This is a genomic window from Micromonospora parva, assembly GCF_000718515.1.
Classification (GTDB): Bacteria; Actinomycetota; Actinomycetes; order Mycobacteriales; family Micromonosporaceae; genus Micromonospora; species Micromonospora parva.
In genome coordinates this window covers 1-17,644 of record NZ_JNZS01000023.1, presented here as the reverse complement: position 1 = coordinate 17,644, position 17,644 = coordinate 1, and the positions used below count along the sequence as shown (strand labels likewise).

Sequence of the window (17,644 nt, the reverse complement as noted above, 5' to 3'; positions counted from 1 at the left end):
GAGGACACGGAACGCAGTGGCCAGGGACTACTACGGCATTCTCGGTGTGAGCCGGGAAGCCTCCGATGACGAGATCAAGCGCGCCTACCGCAAGCTGGCACGCCAGTTCCACCCGGATGTCAATCCGGACCCGGAGGCTCAGGAGAAGTTCAAGGACATCAACGCCGCGTACGAGGTCCTCTCGGACGACCGGAAGCGGCAGATCGTCGACCTGGGTGGCGACCCGCTCGCCCCGGGGGGCGGCGCCGGTGGCCCGGGCGGCCCCGGTGGAGCCGGCCCGTTCGTCGGCTTCCAGGACATCATGGACGCGTTCTTCGGCGGCGCGGCGGGTGGCGCCCGTGGCCCTCGGCCGCGTACCCGCCCGGGTGCCGACGCGATCCTGCGACTCGAACTCGACCTGCACGAGACGGCGTTCGGCGTCGAGGCGCCGATCACCGTCGACACCGCTGTGCTCTGCACCACCTGCTCCGGTGCCGGCACCGCCGCCGGCACGCACCTGGCGACCTGCGAGGCGTGCGGCGGTCGGGGCGAGGTGCAGTCGGTGCAGCGGACGTTCCTCGGTCAGGTGGTCTCCGCCCGGCCGTGCACCGTCTGCCAGGGCTACGGCACCACCATCCCGCACCCCTGCCCCACCTGCGCCGGTGACGGCCGGGTGCGCACCCGCCGGTCGCTGACCGTCAAGATCCCGGCCGGCGTCGAGGACGGCATGCGGATCCGGCTGGCCCAGCAGGGCGAGGTCGGCCCGGGCGGCGGCACCGCCGGTGACCTCTACGTGGAGATCCACGAACGTCCGCACGACGTCTACTCGCGCAAGGGCGACGACCTGCACTGCCGGGTCACCGTGCCGATGACCGCCGCCGCGCTCGGCACCCGGCTGACCATCAAGACGCTGGACAGCGAGGAGCCGGTCGACGTCAAGCCCGGCACCCAGCCGGGCAGCACGCTGCGGCTGCGCGCCCGAGGCGTCCCGCACCTGCGCGGCACCGGCCGGGGTGACCTCTACGTCCACCTGGACGTGCGAACCCCGACCAAGCTCGACGCCGACCAGGAGAAGATGCTGCGCGACTTCGCCAAGACCCGTGGCGAGGAGGTCGCCGAGCTGTCCAAGCAGGGCGGCTTCTTCTCCCGGATGCGCGACGCGTTCAACGGGCACGCCTGAGTGTCCGCGCCGCTGTTCCTGGTCGAGGCGCTGCCCACCGGCGACACGCTGACCCTGGACGGCCCGGAGGGGCACCACGCCGCCACCGTGCAGCGGCTGCGCGTCGGCGAGGAGCTGCTGCTCGCCGACGGCCGGGGTGGCACGGCCGCCGCCGTGGTCACGGCCGTCGGCCGGGGCAGCCTGGAGGTCACCGTCACCTCCCGGGGGTACGCGGACGCGCCCGTACCCCGGCTGGTGACGGTGCAGGGCATCGCCAAGGGCGACCGGGGCGAGCTGGCCGTGCAGGCGATGACCGAGGTCGGGGTGGACGAGATCGTCCCCTGGGCGGCATCGCGTTCGGTGGTCCAGTGGCGCGGCGACCGGGGCGTACGCGCCCGGGAGAAGTGGGTGGCCACCGCCCGGGAGGCGGCCAAGCAGGCCCGCCGACCGTGGCTACCGGTGGTGGCCGGTGCGCCGGACGAGTCCACCGCCACGGTGGCCCGCCGGATCGCCGGTGCCGCCGCCGGGTTCGTGCTGCACGAGGAGGCCGAGGAGCCGCTGACCGGCGTCGACCTGCCGTCGGCCGGGGAGATCGTCCTCGTCGTCGGCCCCGAGGGTGGCATCGCCCCGGCTGAGCTGACAGCCTTCCGCGAGGCCGGTGGCCGGCCGGTACGCCTCGGGCCGGAGGTCCTGCGTACCTCCACGGCCGGCGTGGCCGCGCTCAGCGTGCTCGCCACCCGCCTCGGCCGCTGGTAGCTGGCCACCCCTGACGCCGCCGCTCGTTGCGGCCGCTGGTGGCCCGTCGCTCGTTTCGGCCGCTGGTGTTCCGCCGCGCGCTGGCTTGTGGTCCGGCCGGATCGGAGCCGCCCGCTCGATTGAGCGTGATGCCTCTGGGTCATCACGATGACTGACAGGCATCACGCTCAATGTGGTGTTCGCCGTCGGCCCGCAGGGCCGCGGCCCACCGCCGGTCGGTCGGGGGCCGCGGCCCACCGCCGGTCCGTCGGGCGGACGCCGCAGCGGGTTCGGGTCGCGAGGTCAGCTGCGCAGGTACGAGGCGCCGTTGAGGTCGACGATCGTGCCGGAGGCCCACGTGGCCTGCGGCGAGGCCAGCCAGTGCACGGCCGCGGCGATCTCCTCCGGTTCGCCCACCCGGTCGAACGGGCTCTGCGCCCGGATGGCGGCGCCCTCCTCACCGCGCAGGTACTCGGTGACCATGTCGGTCGCCACGAACCCCGGCGCGACGGTTGCCACCGTGATGCCGTACGGCGCGAGCGCCACCGCGAGGGACTGACCCAACGCGTTCAGCCCCGCCTTGCTGGCACCGTACGCCGGCTGGTGCGGCTCGCCGCGGAACGCGCCCCGGGACGAGACGTTGACGATCCGCCCGCCGCGCTCCCGCATGTGCTGGGCGGCGCACCAGATGACGTTGCCGGCACCGGTCAGGTTGGTCTCCAGCACCTGCCGCCAGCGGTTCTGCCACTGTTCGTACGAGGCGCCGAAGACCGGGTGCGGGTCGTCGCGGTCGCCGTACGTCCCGGCGTTGTTGACCAGCACGTCCAGCCCGCCGAGCAGCTCCGCGGCCCGGTCGACCATGGCCCGGACCGCGTCCGGATCGGTGAGGTCGGCGCGGACCACCACGTGCCCGGCGCCGGGTAGCCGCGCGCGCAGCCGCTCGGCCGCGTCGGCGGAGTCGCGGTGGTGGATGGCCACCCGGTCACCGCTGGCCGCGAACGCCATTGCCACCGCGCTGCCGATCCCGCGCGAGGCCCCGGTCACGAGTACCGCCCGATCCGTCATGCCGGCCATCCTGCCTCAGCCGTTTCTATGCCGGCGAACGGGCCGGCGGCGCGGACCGCGCCACGGCGGCACCGGCCCGTTACTCCTTACACTGCCCCGATGGGATCCGACTGCCTGTTCTGCCGCATCGTCGCCGGGGAGATCCCGGCCACCGTGGTCCGGGAGACCGACACCACGCTCGCCTTCCGTGACATCGACCCGAAGGCGCCGGTGCACGTGCTGGTCATTCCGAAGGAGCACTACGCCGACGTGGCGACGCTCGCCCAGGGTGACCCGGCGCTCGCCGCCGACGTGCTGGCGACGTCCGCCGCCGTGGCCGAGGACGAGGGCCTGCTCGGCGACGGTTTCCGGCTGATGTTCAACACCGGCGCGTACGGCGGGCAGGAGGTGTTCCACGTGCACGCGCACCTGCTCGGTGGCGCGCCGCTGGGCCCGATGCTGGCCCGGGACCTCGGGTGAGCGTGCCGGACAGCCGCGTGCACGAGCACCTGGACCGACTCGTCCGGCGGGTGCAGGCCGACGCCCGGGTGCCGGCGGTGTCGGCGGCGCTGCACCGGGCCGACCGACCGCTCTGGACCCGTACCGTCGGCGGGACCGGCACCGACAACCCGCTGGGACCGGGCACCCAGTTCCGGATCGGCTCGGTCACCAAGACGTTCACCGCGGTGCTGGTCCTGCAGTGCCGCGACGACGGGCTGCTGGACCTGGACGACCCGGTGGGCCGGCACCTCGACCTCCCGGCGCACGGTGAGCTGACCGTACGCCGGTTGCTGTCGCACACCGCTGGCCTGCAACGCGAGCCGTTCGGCGACGTCTGGGACAGCCTGCGCGCACCGGACGCCGACCAACTGGTCGCCGAGCTGGACCGCGCCGAGCGGGTGCTGCCGACCGGCCGCCGGTTCCACTACTCGAACCTGGGTATGGCAGTCCTCGGTCAACTTGTCGCCCGACTACGGGGCGGGAGCTGGGCGCAGGCCCTCACCGAGCGGATCCTGACGCCGCTGGGGCTGACCGACACCACAGTGACCCCACGGCCGACGGCGGCCACCGGGTTCCTGGTCGACGCGTACTCCGACGAGGCGCACCCGGAACCGCCGACCGACTTCGGCGCGGTCGGCCCGGCCGCCCAGCTGTGGAGCACCGCCACCGACATGGCCCGCTGGGCGGCGTTCCTGGCCGACCCGGCTGCCCTGGACCCGGCCGGCGCGGTCCTCGCCCCGGCCACCCTGGAGGAGATGCGCTGGCCGTTGACCACCACTGACGAGACGCTCTGGGGCGCGGGCTTCGGGCTCGGGCTGATCCTGATCCCACAGGGGGAACGGGTGATGCACGTGGGGCACGACGGGGCGATGCCCGGCTTCCTCGCCGGGGTGTACGGCCGTCGCGGTGGTGACGGCACGGCAGGTGCGATGGGCGCCGCGGTGCTCGGCTCGTCCGGCACGGCGACCGAGGTGTTCGACCTGCCGCACCGGCTGCTCGCCGCGGCGGTCGAGCACGATCCGGCCGAGATCGAGCCCTGGCGGCCCGGCGCACCCGCTCCGGCGGCCCTGCGGGGTGCGCTCGGCCGTTGGTGGGGCGAGGGCAGCGAGTATGTCTTCTCCTGGCACGACGGCACCCTGCGGGCGCGCGGGGTCGCCGACCCGGCCGGACGACCGCCGGCGATCTTCACCCCGTTGGCGGACCAGCCGGACGTGTTCCGGGTGGTCTCCGGTCGGGAGGCCGGTGAGCTGCTGCGACTGACCCGGGACGAGGCCGGCGTGGTGGTCCGGATGCACTGGGCGACGTACCGGTTCACCCGCCACCAGGAGACCTTCGACCGGTACGACTTCCGGGCCGGGGGTTGATCGCGGCCAGCGGAAATGGGCGCGATGCGGCCCGTGTTGAACCGATACGATGGGTGTAACGTCCGCACGCCAGGCCAGCAGGCCGGCGCCGAGATCGAGAGCAGGTGGCGCAGGGCCCTTCGGCCCGACCTATGACCGGCACCCCACCTCCCGGCCCGCCCCGGGTGCAGACCAGGATCACCGTGCCCGACCCGAAGATCATGGTGAATCTGCTCGGCGCGGGCGACGAGATCCTCCGACTCGTCGAACGCTCGGTCACCAGTGACGTGCACGTCCGCGGCAACGAGATCACCATCACCGGTGACCCCGCGGACAACGCTCTCGCCGAGCGGGTCTTCAGCGAGCTCCTCGAACTCATCGAGAAAGGCGAGACCCTGACCACTGACGCCGTCCGGCGTACCGTCGGCATGCTCGAGCAGGGCAGCGCCGAGCGGCCCGCCGAGGTTCTGACGCTCAACATCCTCTCCCGGCGCGGGCGCACCATCCGCCCCAAGACGCTCGGGCAGAAGCGGTACGTCGACGCGATCGACACGCACACCATCGTCTTCGGCATCGGCCCGGCCGGCACCGGCAAGACCTATCTGGCGATGGCGAAGGCCGTCCAGGCGTTGCAGGCCAAGCAGGTCAACCGGATCATCCTCACCCGTCCGGCGGTCGAGGCGGGCGAGCGGCTGGGCTTCCTGCCCGGCACGCTCAACGAGAAGATCGACCCTTACCTTCGCCCGCTCTACGACGCGCTGCACGACATGCTCGACCCGGAGACGATCCCGAAGCTGATGGCCGCCGGCACGATCGAGGTCGCGCCGCTGGCCTACATGCGGGGCCGCACGCTCAACGACGCGTTCATCATCCTGGACGAGGCGCAGAACACCACGCCCGAGCAGATGAAGATGTTCCTCACCCGGCTCGGCTTCAACTCGAAGATCGTCGTGACCGGTGACATCACCCAGGTGGACCTTCCCGGCGGGACGAGCAGCGGCCTGCGGGTGGTCCGGGAGATCCTGGAAAACGTCGACGACGTGCACTTCTCGCAGCTGTCCAGCTCCGACGTGGTCCGCCACCGGCTGGTCGGCGAGATCGTCGACGCGTACGCCCGCTGGGACGCCGAGCGGGAGAATCAGCAGGCGCAGGGCGTTCACGCCGTGCCTGGGCGACCCGCCCAGGGCGGCCGGGCCGGCCGCCGCCGCTAAAGCAGAGGAAAGCAGTTGTCCATCGAGATCGCCAACGAGTCCGGTGTCGACGTCGACACCGACGCCGTGCTCGCCGTCGCCCGGCACGCCCTCGACGAGATGGGGGTCAACCCCCTCGCCGAGCTGTCAGTGCTGCTGGTCGACATCGACTACATGACCGAGCTGAACCACCGCTGGATGGGTGGCGACGGCCCGACCGACGTGCTCGCCTTCCCCATGGACGAGGGCAGCGTCGACCACGGCCCGGGTGAGTCCGCACCGGCCGGCGGCGAGCCCGCACTGCTCGGCGACATCGTGCTCTGCCCCGAGGTGGCGGCCAAGCAGGCGGCGACCGCCGGGCACGCGTCGGCCGACGAGCTGCACCTGCTCACCGTGCACGGGGTGCTGCACCTGCTCGGTTACGACCACGCCGAGCCGGAGGAGGAGCGGGAGATGTTCGCGCTCCAGGCTCGGCTGCTGGCGAGCTGGCGGTCGACCCGCACCCAGTGATGTCAACTCCTCCGTTACTGGCGGCCGGCGCCACCGCCGGCCTTCCCGACTTCCAGCTGATCGTCTTCGCGGCCGGCCTGGTGGTGCTGGCCGGCCTGATCGCGATGACCGAGGCGGCCCTCGCCGCCGTCTCACCCGCCCGCGCCGCCGAGCTGGCCCGCGACGGTGTGCGCGGCGCCCGTACCCTCCAGGTCGTCGCCGGCGACGTGGTCCGGCACCTCAACCTGCTCCTGCTGTTGCGGCTGCTCGCCGAGCTGACCGCCACCACGCTGGTGGCGCTCGTCGCGGTGGACAGCTTGGGCGCCGGCTGGTGGGCCGCGCTGGTGACCGCCGGTGCGATGACAGTGGTCAGCTTCGTGGTCGTGGGCGTCGCCCCGCGCACCCTCGGCCGGCAGCACGCCTACGCCGTGGGTCGTGCGGTGGCGCCGCTGGTCCGTTGGTTGGGCCGGGCGCTCAACCCGCTCGCGTCGTTGCTGATCCTGATCGGCAACGCGGTCACCCCGGGGCGCGGCTTCCGGGAGGGCCCGTTCGCCTCCCAGGTGGAGCTGCGGGAACTGGTCGACCTGGCCGAGCAACGCGGCGTGGTCGAGCACGGCGAGCGCCAGATGATCCACTCCGTCTTCGCGCTCGGTGACACCATCGCCCGCGAGGTGATGGTGCCGCGTACGGAGATGGTGTGGATCGAGGAGGGCAAGACGCTCGCGCAGGCGCTGGCGCTGTTCCTGCGCTCTGGCTTCTCCCGCATCCCGGTGATCGGCGAGAGCGTCGACGACGTGCTGGGTGTGCTCTACCTCAAGGACCTGATCCGGCGCTCCCGCGGCGGAGACCCGGGGGCCGAGCAGTTGCCGGTGGCCGAGCTGATGCGCCCGGCGACCTTCGTACCGGAGTCCAAGCCGGTCGACGACCTGCTGTCCGAGATGCAGGCGGCCCGCAACCACCTGGTCATCGTGGTCGACGAGTACGGCGGTACCGGCGGTCTGGTCACCATCGAGGACATCCTGGAGGAGATCGTCGGTGAGATCACCGACGAGTACGATGTCGAGCGCCCGCCCGTCGAACGGCTGGGGGACTCCTCGGTGCGGGTGACCGCCCGCCTGCCGGTGGAGAATCTCGGCGAGATGTTCGACACCAACCTGCCCACCGACGAGGTGGAGACGGTTGGCGGCCTGCTCGCCCAGTCCCTGGGGCGGGTGCCGATCCCGGGTGCCGAGGCCGAGGTCGCCGGCCTCCGCCTGGTCGCCGAGGGCACCACCGGCCGGCGCAACCGGATCGACACCGTGCTGGTCAGCCGGGTGGAGCCGGGCCACGAGCAGGACACCGCGGGGCGCGGCGAGCACGCCGGCCCCGGGGACGACACGGACAACTACCGAGACGACGAGAGGCAACCCGCCGATGCCTGACACACCCGCCGCGCCTGTCGCCCGGCCCACCCCCACCGCGTCGGGCGCGCTGAGCGCCGAGGACGGCAAGCTCGTCGTCCTGGCCCGGGGAGCCCGCGCCCGGGTCGGTGCCGTGGAGGGTGCCGCGGTCCGCGACCAGGACGGCCGGACGTACGCGGCGGCAAGTGTCGCGCTGCCGTCGCTGACGCTCACCGCGTTGCAGTTGGCTGTCGCTTCGGCGGTGGCGGCCGGGGCGAGCCGGTTGGAGGCAGCGGTGGTGGTGACCGAGGCGTCGACGCTGGACGGTGCCGGGCACGCGGCGGTGCGGGACCTCGCGGCCGACGCGCCGGTCCACGTGGCCGCTCCGGACGGCACGGTGCTCGGCACGGTGACCGAGTGAGCCCGGTGCAGGATCCGCAGGCGCGACCGTACCGGGCCGGGTTCGGCTGCTTCGTCGGTCGTCCCAACGCTGGCAAGTCGACGCTCACCAACGCCATCGTCGGCACCAAGATCGCCATCACCTCGAACAAGCCGCAGACCACCCGGCACGTCATCCGGGCGGTGCTGCACCGCCCGGAGTCGCAGCTGGTCCTCGTCGACACGCCGGGCCTGCACCGCCCCCGTACGCTGCTCGGTGAACGTCTCAACGACCTGGTCCGGTCCACCTGGACCGAGGTCGACGTGATCGGCCTGTGCATCCCGGCCGACGAGCCGGTCGGGCGCGGTGACCGGTTCATCACCGGTGAGCTGGCCGGGTTGAAGGCGACAGTGCTGGCGGTGGTGACCAAGACCGACCTGGTGGACAAGCGTCGCCTGGCGGAGCAGCTGCTCGCGGTCAGCGAGATGGGGGAGTTCGCCGAGATCGTGCCGGTGAGCGCGGTGTCCGGGCACCAGGTGGACACCCTGGTCGACGTGATGACCAGTTACCTGCCACCGTCGCCGCAGCTCTACCCGGACGACATGCTCACCGACGACCCCGAGCAGGTGCTGGTCGCCGAGCTGATCCGGGAGGCCGCGCTGGAGGGGGTCCGCGACGAGCTGCCGCACTCCATCGCCGTGGTCGTGGAGGAGATGATCCCCGAGGGCCAGGTCATGAAGATCTACGCTGACCTGTACGTGGAGCGGCCCAGTCAGAAGGCCATCGTGCTCGGGCACAAGGCGAGTCGGCTCAAGGAGGTCGGCACCACCGCCCGCAAGCAGATCGAGGAGCTGCTGGGCAGCCGGGTCTACCTCGACCTGCACGTGCGGGTCGCGAAGGACTGGCAGCGTGACCCGAGGCAGCTGCGCAAGCTGGGTTTCTGATCCACCAGCATTCACCGGCCGGGTGATCCGGTCACCCCTCGCCCGGACGTGCGGCCCAGAAGCGGACCCGGAACCGTTCCACGCCCATGATGGGGATGGGGTGGTCCGGTCGGGCTTCGACGCGGCGCAGTTCGGCACGCTCGGTGACATCGACCCGGGCGTGGTAACCGCCCGGCGGACCGAGGGTCAGGATCGGGCTGGCCAGTGGTTCAGTCATCGTCCCTCACGGTGGTTGCGGGGCCGGCTGAGCCGCCGGCCCCGCAATCGTCGGTGTTCCGGCAGTTGGATCTCGATTAGCCAGAGGTCATTTCGGTCAGCTGGGTGGAAAGGATCACGTTTGGTCGGGGTGGTGACCGTTTCGCGCGGGCACCGCGCAGGGTAGGGGAGTTACGCCCCGCGTCCCCGACCCAGATGCAGGCTGATGCGCAACCGGTATCTCGATCTGCTCCGTTCCCTGGCCATCGTTCGAGTCGTCGTCTACCACGTCACCGGATGGGCGACCCTCACCCTCGTCTTCCCCGCCATGTCGGTGATGTTCGCGCTGGCCGGCTCGCTGATGGCCGCCTCGCTGACCCGCTCCGGGCCGGCGGCGGTCGGGCGTCGGCTGCGTCGGCTGCTGCCGTCGCTGTGGGTGGTCGCTGTGGTCTTCGTGCCAGCGATGCTGTTCACCGGGCTGCCGGTGAGCCCCCGGGTGCTGCTGTGGCTGTTCCCGGTGGCCGACCCGCCGGCCAACCACTGGGGCGCGCTGGCGCTGAGCGTCATCTGGTACCTGCGCGACTACCTGTGGTTCGTGTTCGCCTCACCGGTCGCGTTCTGGCTGTTCCGGCGTGCTCCGCTGCCGACCCTGCTCGCCCCGTACCTCCTGCTGGTGATGATCGAGGTGGGGATCTACCCGGCGCCGCCGGTGCTGCGCGAGTTCGGGCTCTACTTCGGAGCGTGGCTGCTCGGCTTCGCCCACCACGCCGGGATGCTGCGCCGACTTTCCGGTTGGCTGCTGTACCCGTTGGCGCTCGCTCTCGCCGTGGGCGGCGGTGCCTGGATCGTCGGGCATCCCGGGCCGCGTGGGTACGACCTGAACGACAACCACCTCGGCAACGCCCTCTGGTCGGCCGCATTCATCCTGATCGTGCTGGGTCGGGCACCGGCCGGGGTCTCCTGGCTGAGCCGGAGCCGACTGGCCGAGCGGGCGGTCACCGTGCTCAACCGGCGCGCGCTCACCGTCTACCTCTGGCACATGCCGTTCGTGGTGGCGCTCACTCCACTGGTCGACGTGGTGGGCTGGTCCCACCAGGACCCGGTGGGCCTGGCCATCCGGGTGCTGCTGGTCTTCGCCCTGGTCGGGTTGGTCACACTGGCCGTCGGCTGGGTCGAGGACGTCGCCGCCCGCCGCCGCCCGGAGCTGATCCCCGGTGGCGCGGCGCAGCCCGCCGACGAGGCGGCCCAGCCGGGCGGCGACACGTCGGACGGTGCCGGGACGACCGGCGGTCGAGCGGTGGTGCCGGCGCAGCGGGTGGCCCGGGAGGAGGCCAGCGTCACGCTCAACGCTGGCTGATCGTGAGGTTGCCGCTGTTGGCCGAACCGTCGAGCACCAGGGACGCGGCCGGGTTGTCGGCGACGGTGACGGTCTCGTCGCCGGAGTCGGCGTTGGACCGGACCCGGTAGCTGCCCTGGGGCACCAGCAGCGTGACATCACCGCTGGAGGCGTGCACCCGGGCCGAGGCGGGCTGGTCGAGCTGGACGTCGACGTTGCCGGAGTTGGCCTCGGCGTCGACAGTGCCGGCCAGCCGGCGTGCGGTGATATCCCCGGACGAGGCACGCAACCGTACCGCCGCGGTGGCCTCGCTCACCTCGATGTTGCCCGAGCGGGCCTCCACCCCGACCGCGCCCGACGCGCCGGAGATCCGCACGTCGCCCGAGCTCACCTGCAGCTCCACCGCGCCGACCCGGCTCAGCTCGACGTTGCCGGAGCTGGTCTCGCCCTGCACCGCCACGCCCTCCGGCACCGTCACCTCGTAGGAGATGCTGCACCGCGAGCCGCAGTCGGTGTCCAGCACCAGTTCGGTGCCCTTGATCTCGTACCGGGTGTTGTCCGGTTCACCGCCCTGGTAACGCACCACCCGCTTGATCCGCACCTCGGACGCCGGGCCGGTGCCCCGCACCACCACGTCACCCGAGCCACCGGAGACCCGGACCGTGGTGATCCGGACCGCCTCGGTGTTGTCGTAGTCGAGCCGGCGGAACGACAGGTTGTCGCACCCGGCGAGCACGATGAGGGTGGCGGTGAGTCCCAGCGCGACGGGAGCGGCGACGCGACGCCGGCGGGGGGTGGTGGGGGTCAGGCGCAGTTGCATGAGCAGCACGCTACGGCCGGGCACGACTCGGCCGCATCGGGGTTCATCCGCGCTTGCACCCCGAACCAACCCTGATTTCACACCCCGAGGGAGAATGGCCCGATGGCCGGGTATCGCCGACAGCTCTACCGCGACGACGCGGTGGTGCTGCGTGTGCAGAAGCTCGGCGAGTCCGACCGGATCATCACCCTGCTCACCCGCCGGCACGGCCGGCTGCGCGCGGTGGCCCGAGGGATCCGCCGCACCACCAGCAAGTTCGGTGCCCGGCTGGAGCCGTTCGGCCACGTCGACCTCCAGCTCGCCGGTGACCCGAAGGGCAACCAGGGCAGCTCGTTGCACACCGTCAGCCAGGTCGAGGGCATCGACCTGTACGGCAAACGGTTCCTGGGTGACTATCCGCGCTACACGGCGGCCAGTGCGATCGCCGAGACCGCGGAGCGGCTGACCCCGGTGGAGCGGGAGCCGTCGCTGCGGCTGTTCCAGCTCACCGTGGGCGCCCTGAAGGCGCTGTCCCGGGGCGAGCACGCCACCACCCTGGTGCTCGACGCGTACCTGCTGCGGGGGATGTCGCTGGCCGGCTGGGCACCGGCGCTGGTCGCCTGCGCGGTCTGCGGCACGCCCGGGCGGCACCGGGCGTTCTCCGTACCGGCCGGTGGTGCGGTCTGTCCGGATTGTCGGCCACCCGGGGCGGCTCATCCCGCGCCGGCCACCATCGATCTGATGTCCGCGCTGACCACCGGCGACTGGGTGATCGCCGACGCCACCGACGCCGCCGTACGTCGGGAGTGCAGTGGGCTGGTCGCGGCTCACCTGCAGTGGCACCTGGAGCGCGCGCTACGCTCGCTGCCGCTGGTCGACCGGGGTCCCTCGGCGGCCGGCGCGGCCTCGCCGCCGGAAGGCACCGGGGCCGTGGTGCTCCGGCCACGTGGCGACGTCGAGGCCGGGGCGGACGGCGCGAACAGGGAGTGACCGAGTGATCCGATCGAAGAAGGCTGGCCGGCGCGAGCCGACCCCGCCGGTGCCACACCCGTCCGGGGCCCGCCCCCCGGCGCTGCCCGCCGAGGCGGTGCCGAGGCACGTGGCGGTGGTGATGGACGGCAACGGCCGCTGGGCCAAGGACCGCGGGCTGCCCCGCACCAAGGGGCACGAGGCGGGGGAGCACAGCCTCTTCGACACCATCGAGGGCGCCATCGAGATGGGCATCCCGTACCTGTCGGCGTACGCGTTCTCCACGGAAAACTGGCGGCGCTCGCCCGACGAGGTCCGGTTCCTGATGGGGTTCAACCGGGACGTGATCCGTCGCCGTCGTGACCAGCTGGTCGACCTCGGTGTCCGGGTGGTGTGGTCGGGCCGGTCCGGGCGGCTGTGGAAGAGCGTCATCTCCGAGCTGCAGACCGCCGAGGAGATGTCCCGCGACAACTCGACGTTGACCCTGCAGTTCTGCGTGAACTACGGCGGGCAGGCCGAGATCGGTGACGCCGCCGCCGCGATCGCGCGGGACGTGGCCGCCGGCCGGCTGGACCCGGCGAAGGTCACCGAGAAGACCGTGGCGAAGTACCTCTACCACCCGGAGGTCCCGGAGGTGGACCTGTTCCTGCGCCCCTCCGGGGAGGAGCGGATCTCCAACTTCCTGCTCTGGCAGACCGCGTACGCCGAGTTGGTCTTCCTGGACACGCTCTGGCCCGACTTCGACCGCCGCCACCTCTGGTACGCGTGCGAGTTGTACGCGCAGCGGGACCGACGCTTCGGCGGCGCGCTGCCCAACCCGGTCGCCCCGGTTATCTGAGCCGACGCGCTTACCCGCACGTCACTCTGGGTATCAGAGTCGTCAGGAGCCACTGACGGAGGTGAACCCACATGATCCAGAAGCGCATTGCCCAGTGGGCGGTGATGGCGATCGCGGTGCCGCTGGCCGCTGCCGGCGCCCGCCGGCTCAGCCACACCCTGGAGGCCCGGCGTGGTCCCTCCGGGGCGACCCGGTTGCTGACGAAGGGTGCGGACCTGATCCGTCCGCAGAAGGCCAAGCGCCGCCGCTTCTTCTGACCAACCCCCCAGCTCTCCCCGGCGCCGCCCGCACCCCGTGCGGGCGGCGCCGTCGTATCCCTCGATGGCGAGACGACGTTGCCGGCCGACGCGCGGGTGGGAAGCGGTGTGCCGAGCCGGGGTGGTGTGCTCGTTTCGGGGTCCTGCGCAAGGGCGGCGGGTAGGGTCCGGAGGTGGTGGGACGACGGCGGCGGGGGGCGAGATGCGGGATCTCCGATTCAAGATGATCATGGCGTTGAACGCCGCCGATCTGGGCGACCCGATCTGTGAGCAGGTGGCCGAGATCTGCGCCGAGATCGCCGAGCAGCACTGCGCCGAGTTCGGCCACACGCCGTCGCTGCGCAGCGGTGAGATCGCCGAACTGGCCATCGGTGAGCCGGCCCTGGGCTGGGCGCCGTCGACCCCCGACGCCGGGCAGCGTGCCTGGTGACCGCACCCGCGCCCGCCGTCGACATCCGGCGGGCCGATGATCGCTTCGCCACCCGGATCTCCTGGCTGGACTCCAAGCACTCCTTCTCGTTCTCCCGGCACTACGACCCGGCCAACACCCACCACGGCCTGCTCCTGGTCAACAACGACGACGTGGTCCGGCCGGGGGCCGGCTTCGAGACCCACCCGCACCAGGACATGGAGATCGTGACCTGGGTGCTGCGCGGCTCGCTGGTGCACCAGGACTCGACCGGGCACTCCGGGGTGATCTACCCGGGTCTGGCCCAGCGGATGAGCGCCGGCACGGGCATCCTGCACTCGGAGAAGAACGACGCCTGGCGGCTGAACAACCAGGAGCCGCACAGCGACCCGGTGCACTTCGTGCAGATGTGGGTGCTCCCCGACGAGCAGGGCGTCGACCCCGGCTACGAGCAGCTGGAGATCGAGGACGAGCTGCTGCGCGGCGGTCTGGTGCCGATCGCCTCCGGGATGGACCGCTACGACGGCGCGTCCGCGATCCGCATCCGCAACCGGTACGCGACCCTGCACGCCGCCCGCCTCGCGCCCGGCGACGAGGTCACCATCCCCGACGCGCCCTATGTGCACCTCTACGTGCCCAACGGCACCGTGACGCTGGAGGGCAGCGGCCCGCTCGGCACCGGCGACGCCGCCCGGCTCACCATGACCGGTGGCCGACGGGTCACCGCCGACGAACCGGCCGAGATCCTCGTCTGGGAGATGCACGCCACGGTCGCCTGACCGCCGCCGGCTCGCATCGCCCTCCCATGATCACGCTGGAACATGGATGTAGTGGCCTCCGCCTTTCGCGGAGGCCACTACATCATGGATCCAGCACGATCATGCTGGGCGCTGGGCGCTGGGCGCTGGGCGCTGGGCGCTGGGCGCGCGGGGTGTCGGGCGCCCGAGGTGTCGGGCGCGCGGGGCGCCGGGCGCGCGGGGCGCGGGGCGCGGGGGTGCTGCGCAGGCTACGCCGGGGACTCGGTGCGGTCGCCGGCCCAGGTGGTGTGGAACGAGCCGTCGCGGTCCACCCGCTGGTAGGTGTGCGCGCCGAAGTTGTCCCGCAGACCCTGGATCAGCGCCGCGGGCAGCCGCTCGGCGCGCAACGCGTCGAAGTACGCCAGCGACGACGAGAACGCGGGCGTCGGCACCCCGGCCCGGGTCGCGTCGCCCACCACCCGTCGCCAGCTCGGCACACCGGCGCTGACCGCCTCGGCGAAGTACGGGGCCACCAGCAGCGTCGGCAGGTCCGGCTGCTGGTCGTACGCCTCACGGATCCGGTTGAGGAAGCGGGCCCGGATGATGCAGCCGCCCCGCCAGATCGTCGCGGTGCCCCCGAGATCGATGTCCCAGTTGTATTCCTGGCTGCCCGCGCGGATGTGGTCGAAGCCCTGCGCGTACGCGACGATCTTGGAAGCGAGCAGCGCCCGGCGGACGTCCTCGATGAAGGTCTCCCGGTCGGTGACCTGCCACTTCTCACCCGCGTCGGGGAACGCCCGGCGGGCCGCCTCACGCTGGTCGACGTGCCCGGAGAGCGAGCGGGCGAAGGTCGCCTCGGCGATCCCGGTGATCGGGATGCCCAGGTCCAGGGCGCTCTGCACGGTCCACCGACCGGTGCCCTTCTGCTCGGCCCGGTCCTGCACGATGTCCACGAAGGAGCGGCCGGTCGCCGCGTCAGTGTGTGCCAGCACGTCGGCGGTGATCTCGATGAGGAACGACTCCAACTCGCCGTTGTTCCACTCCCGGAAGATCTCCGCGATCTCGGCCGGCGTCGCGTCCAGGCCGGCCCGGAGCAGGTCGTACGCCTCGGCGATGAGCTGCATGTCGGCGTACTCGATGCCGTTGTGCACCATCTTGACGAAGTGCCCGGCGCCGTCCGGCCCGACGTGCATGCAGCACGGCACACCGTCCACCTGGGCGGCGATCTTCTCGAACATCGGCCCGAGCTTCGCGTACGACTCGGCGGAACCGCCCGGCATGATGCTCGGCCCGCGCAGCGCGCCCTCCTCGCCGCCGGAGACGCCAGTGCCGCTGAAGTGCAGCCCCTGCGCCCGCAGAGCCTCCTCACGGCGACGAGTGTCCGCGAAGTGGGCGTTACCGCAGTCGACGATGATGTCGCCCTCGTCGAGCAGCGGCACCAACTCGTCGATCACCGCGTCGGTGGGCGCGCCGGCCTTCACCATCACGATGACAGCGCGGGGCCGCTCCAGCGACGCCACGAAATCGGCCATCGTCTCGCCCGGCACGAACGTGCCCTCGTCGCCGTGCTCGGCGACCAGGCTGCGGGTGCGCTCCGGCGAGCGGTTGTGCACTGCCACCGTGAAGCCGTTGCGAGCCAGGTTGCGAGCCACATTGCGACCCATCACCGCCAGCCCGGTCACCCCGATTTGAGCCCTCGCCTGATCAGCCATCCGTGCCGCCACCTCTCGTCACACCACTATCAGCGTTTGGAAACTTACCGTGATGTGAGCCGATACGGACCAGTGACCGACGTCGCGTTACTGCACGTGATGTGGACGATGACGCTGGCGGTTTCGACGCCCGACGATGGTCGGCGAGCCCCGCACAGGGAAACCTGTCGTCATTGCCCGCCGCGCGCGTCAGCCTTCGGCGAGACGGGCTTCGATACGGGCGATCTTCCCGGTGAGCGCGTCGGTGACCCCGGGCCGGACGTCGGCCTTGAGCACCACACTCACCCGGGGTGCCCGCGCGGCGACCACGTCGACCGCTCGCTTCACCACCGCCATCACCTCGTCCCACTCACCCTCGACGGTGGTGAACATGGCATCGGTCCGGTTGGGCAGGCCGGACGCACGGACCACCCGAACCGCCTCAGCGACCAGGTCACCCACCGAATCGTCACCGCCGAGCGGGGTGATCGAGAACGCGATCAGCATGAGCCGATGGTGCCAGGAAAAACGGATGCGCGCCGGTGCGGCAGTGGCTACGGTACGGACATGCGTAACTGACGCCCCACTTCCGAGCCGGCCCGCCGTCCCGCGTCGCGGTCCGTGCGCTCCCGGGCGTCCCGCATCCCCCTCCCCGCCGTTCGGCGGCGACGGTCTGCCCGACACCGGTGAGCAGTCCCTTCCCCACTCGACCGTCGCGCGACGGCGGTCACCAGCCGATCCGACCGACCGCCGCTGCGCGGGACCGGCCGTGCCGGTCGGCACTGAAGGAGGCCCGGATGCCTGCCAGGCGTAACCCGAAGAAGACCCGTACCCCCAGCGCGACGCCGCTCGGCGTCGACCCGGCGGCCGGCCACGGCCCGCTGCCACCCGCCCTGCCGTCCCGCGACCCGTCCCTGCCGGCGGCGCTGATGGAGCCCGGGGCGCTGGCCGAGCCGGCGGCGCTGGTGGAGCCGGGAGCGCTGGCCAAGCCGGGGGCGCTGGTGGAGTTGGCGCAGTCGGCGGCCGTCCCGGACGAGGTGGTGCTGCCGGTCGACCTGCCGGACGCGGTCGACGTGCCGGTGGTTGTCGACGCGCCGAAGGTGGCAGACCTGCCGAAGCCAACCGGGCGGCCGAAGGCACCGACGGCCGGTCCGCCGCAGGGCGGCGGCAACCGCTCCGGCAGCGGCCGCAGCCAACAGGCCGGCCAAGCCCGCCGCTACGCCTTCCGCCGCAGCTAACCACCCCACCCCACCCGCCCCGCCCCACCCCAC

General features: G+C 72.2%; 21 protein-coding genes. 16 read left to right on the top strand and 5 right to left on the bottom strand.

What is annotated here, in order from left to right; translation table 11 throughout:
• The first annotated feature begins 16 nt into the window (after positions 1-16).
• Positions 17-1,159, top strand: a complete 1,143-nt coding sequence (gene dnaJ, locus IF22_RS0126110; RefSeq protein ID WP_030336468.1) for a molecular chaperone DnaJ — start codon at positions 17-19, stop codon at positions 1,157-1,159.
• Entirely contained in the window at positions 1,160-1,894 is a 735-nt protein-coding gene (locus IF22_RS0126105) for a 16S rRNA (uracil(1498)-N(3))-methyltransferase (RefSeq protein WP_030336466.1), read from the top strand.
• Positions 1,895-2,176: 282 nt separating this feature from the next.
• Here IF22_RS0126105 and IF22_RS0126100 read toward each other — a convergent pair whose 3' ends face one another.
• Positions 2,177-2,938, bottom strand: a complete 762-nt coding sequence (locus IF22_RS0126100) for an SDR family NAD(P)-dependent oxidoreductase (RefSeq protein WP_030336465.1) — start codon at positions 2,936-2,938, stop codon at positions 2,177-2,179.
• 99 nt (positions 2,939-3,037) lie between these two features.
• Here IF22_RS0126100 and IF22_RS0126095 point away from each other — a divergent pair, with 99 nt between their 5' ends.
• The 7 genes from IF22_RS0126095 (at position 3,038) to era (ending at position 9,142) form a co-directional block, all read left to right on the top strand.
• On the top strand, positions 3,038-3,397 hold the full coding sequence (locus IF22_RS0126095; RefSeq protein WP_030336463.1) for a histidine triad nucleotide-binding protein: 360 nt from the start codon (positions 3,038-3,040) through the stop codon (positions 3,395-3,397).
• Positions 3,394-4,782 (top strand): serine hydrolase domain-containing protein, encoded by a 1,389-nt coding sequence (locus IF22_RS0126090; protein ID WP_051708795.1) that lies wholly within the window; start codon positions 3,394-3,396, stop codon positions 4,780-4,782. The genes IF22_RS0126095 and IF22_RS0126090 overlap by 4 nt, the downstream gene beginning before the upstream one ends.
• 131 nt (positions 4,783-4,913) lie before the next feature.
• Positions 4,914-5,972, top strand: coding sequence for a PhoH family protein (locus IF22_RS0126085; RefSeq protein ID WP_030336459.1), 1,059 nt, complete (start codon positions 4,914-4,916; stop codon positions 5,970-5,972).
• A 15-nt stretch (positions 5,973-5,987) separates the two neighbouring features.
• Positions 5,988-6,461: an rRNA maturation RNase YbeY gene (ybeY, locus tag IF22_RS0126080; RefSeq protein ID WP_030336457.1), complete on the top strand. Its 474-nt coding sequence runs from the start codon at positions 5,988-5,990 to the stop codon at positions 6,459-6,461.
• Positions 6,437-7,861 carry a hemolysin family protein gene (locus IF22_RS0126075; RefSeq protein ID WP_156057900.1) on the top strand — a complete coding sequence of 475 codons (1,425 nt, stop codon included), beginning with the start codon at positions 6,437-6,439 and terminating at the stop codon, positions 7,859-7,861. The genes ybeY and IF22_RS0126075 overlap by 25 nt, the downstream gene beginning before the upstream one ends.
• A complete protein-coding gene (locus tag IF22_RS0126070; protein WP_030336454.1) occupies positions 7,854-8,240 on the top strand; it encodes a hypothetical protein in 387 nt (128 codons plus the stop codon). Before IF22_RS0126075 ends, IF22_RS0126070 begins: the two co-directional genes overlap by 8 nt.
• Before the next feature lie 5 nt (positions 8,241-8,245).
• On the top strand, positions 8,246-9,142 hold the full coding sequence (gene era, locus IF22_RS0126065) for a GTPase Era (protein WP_156057903.1): 897 nt from the start codon (positions 8,246-8,248) through the stop codon (positions 9,140-9,142).
• Positions 9,143-9,173: 31 nt separating this feature from the next.
• On the opposite strand, the gene IF22_RS0126060 is transcribed toward era, so the two are convergent.
• Positions 9,174-9,359 carry a hypothetical protein gene (locus tag IF22_RS0126060; protein ID WP_030336451.1) on the bottom strand — a complete coding sequence of 62 codons (186 nt, stop codon included), beginning with the start codon at positions 9,357-9,359 and terminating at the stop codon, positions 9,174-9,176.
• Between the two features lie 204 nt (positions 9,360-9,563).
• Here IF22_RS0126060 and IF22_RS0126055 point away from each other — a divergent pair, with 204 nt between their 5' ends.
• Complete coding sequence (locus IF22_RS0126055; protein WP_051708794.1) at positions 9,564-10,694, top strand: acyltransferase family protein; 1,131 nt, start codon at positions 9,564-9,566, stop codon at positions 10,692-10,694.
• Here IF22_RS0126055 and IF22_RS0126050 read toward each other — a convergent pair.
• Positions 10,681-11,493 carry a DUF4097 family beta strand repeat-containing protein gene (locus IF22_RS0126050; RefSeq protein WP_081884043.1) on the bottom strand — a complete coding sequence of 271 codons (813 nt, stop codon included), beginning with the start codon at positions 11,491-11,493 and terminating at the stop codon, positions 10,681-10,683. The genes IF22_RS0126055 and IF22_RS0126050 overlap by 14 nt on opposite strands.
• 102 nt (positions 11,494-11,595) lie before the next feature.
• Here IF22_RS0126050 and recO point away from each other — a divergent pair, with 102 nt between their 5' ends.
• From recO to IF22_RS0126025, 5 genes are all read left to right on the top strand, one after another.
• Complete coding sequence (recO, locus tag IF22_RS0126045) at positions 11,596-12,462, top strand: DNA repair protein RecO (protein ID WP_030336445.1); 867 nt, start codon at positions 11,596-11,598, stop codon at positions 12,460-12,462.
• A gap of 4 nt (positions 12,463-12,466) precedes the next feature.
• A complete protein-coding gene (locus IF22_RS0126040; protein WP_030336443.1) occupies positions 12,467-13,279 on the top strand; it encodes an isoprenyl transferase in 813 nt (270 codons plus the stop codon).
• 71 nt (positions 13,280-13,350) lie between these two features.
• Positions 13,351-13,536: a hypothetical protein gene (locus IF22_RS0126035; protein WP_030336441.1), complete on the top strand. Its 186-nt coding sequence runs from the start codon at positions 13,351-13,353 to the stop codon at positions 13,534-13,536.
• Positions 13,537-13,738: 202 nt separating this feature from the next.
• Positions 13,739-13,966, top strand: a complete 228-nt coding sequence (locus IF22_RS0126030; protein ID WP_030336439.1) for a hypothetical protein — start codon at positions 13,739-13,741, stop codon at positions 13,964-13,966.
• Entirely contained in the window at positions 13,963-14,724 is a 762-nt protein-coding gene (locus IF22_RS0126025) for a pirin family protein (protein WP_030336436.1), read from the top strand. Before IF22_RS0126030 ends, IF22_RS0126025 begins: the two co-directional genes overlap by 4 nt.
• A 227-nt stretch (positions 14,725-14,951) precedes the next feature.
• Here IF22_RS0126025 and gndA read toward each other — a convergent pair whose 3' ends face one another.
• The gene (gene gndA / locus IF22_RS0126020; protein WP_030336434.1) at positions 14,952-16,394 is read right to left on the bottom strand and encodes an NADP-dependent phosphogluconate dehydrogenase; all 1,443 of its coding nucleotides are present in this window, start codon (positions 16,392-16,394) and stop codon (positions 14,952-14,954) included.
• Between the two features lie 189 nt (positions 16,395-16,583).
• Positions 16,584-16,880, bottom strand: coding sequence for a thiamine-binding protein (locus tag IF22_RS0126015; protein ID WP_030336432.1), 297 nt, complete (start codon positions 16,878-16,880; stop codon positions 16,584-16,586).
• 290 nt (positions 16,881-17,170) lie between these two features.
• Between IF22_RS0126015 and IF22_RS34020 the strand changes: the two genes are divergently transcribed.
• On the top strand, positions 17,171-17,611 hold the full coding sequence (locus tag IF22_RS34020; protein ID WP_156057897.1) for a hypothetical protein: 441 nt from the start codon (positions 17,171-17,173) through the stop codon (positions 17,609-17,611).
• The last annotated feature ends 33 nt before the right edge of the window (positions 17,612-17,644 follow it).

Excerpts from the sequence above, each read along its gene's own strand:
- gndA (WP_030336434.1), bottom strand. The coding sequence starts at position 16,394 with ATGGCTGATCAGGCGAGGGCTCAAATCGGGGTGACCGGGCTGGCGGTG.
- IF22_RS0126095 (WP_030336463.1), top strand. The coding sequence starts at position 3,038 with ATGGGATCCGACTGCCTGTTCTGCCGCATCGTCGCCGGGGAGATCCCG.
- IF22_RS0126070 (WP_030336454.1), top strand. The coding sequence starts at position 7,854 with ATGCCTGACACACCCGCCGCGCCTGTCGCCCGGCCCACCCCCACCGCG.
- IF22_RS34020 (WP_156057897.1), top strand. The coding sequence starts at position 17,171 with ATGCCTGCCAGGCGTAACCCGAAGAAGACCCGTACCCCCAGCGCGACG.
- IF22_RS0126015 (WP_030336432.1), bottom strand. The coding sequence starts at position 16,880 with ATGCTGATCGCGTTCTCGATCACCCCGCTCGGCGGTGACGATTCGGTG.
- IF22_RS0126035 (WP_030336441.1), top strand. The coding sequence starts at position 13,351 with ATGATCCAGAAGCGCATTGCCCAGTGGGCGGTGATGGCGATCGCGGTG.
- IF22_RS0126085 (WP_030336459.1), top strand. The coding sequence starts at position 4,914 with ATGACCGGCACCCCACCTCCCGGCCCGCCCCGGGTGCAGACCAGGATC.
- IF22_RS0126055 (WP_051708794.1), top strand. The coding sequence starts at position 9,564 with ATGCGCAACCGGTATCTCGATCTGCTCCGTTCCCTGGCCATCGTTCGA.
- IF22_RS0126060 (WP_030336451.1), bottom strand. The coding sequence starts at position 9,359 with ATGACTGAACCACTGGCCAGCCCGATCCTGACCCTCGGTCCGCCGGGC.
- IF22_RS0126100 (WP_030336465.1), bottom strand. The coding sequence starts at position 2,938 with ATGACGGATCGGGCGGTACTCGTGACCGGGGCCTCGCGCGGGATCGGC.
- recO (WP_030336445.1), top strand. The coding sequence starts at position 11,596 with ATGGCCGGGTATCGCCGACAGCTCTACCGCGACGACGCGGTGGTGCTG.
- IF22_RS0126050 (WP_081884043.1), bottom strand. The coding sequence starts at position 11,493 with ATGCAACTGCGCCTGACCCCCACCACCCCCCGCCGGCGTCGCGTCGCC.
- IF22_RS0126030 (WP_030336439.1), top strand. The coding sequence starts at position 13,739 with ATGCGGGATCTCCGATTCAAGATGATCATGGCGTTGAACGCCGCCGAT.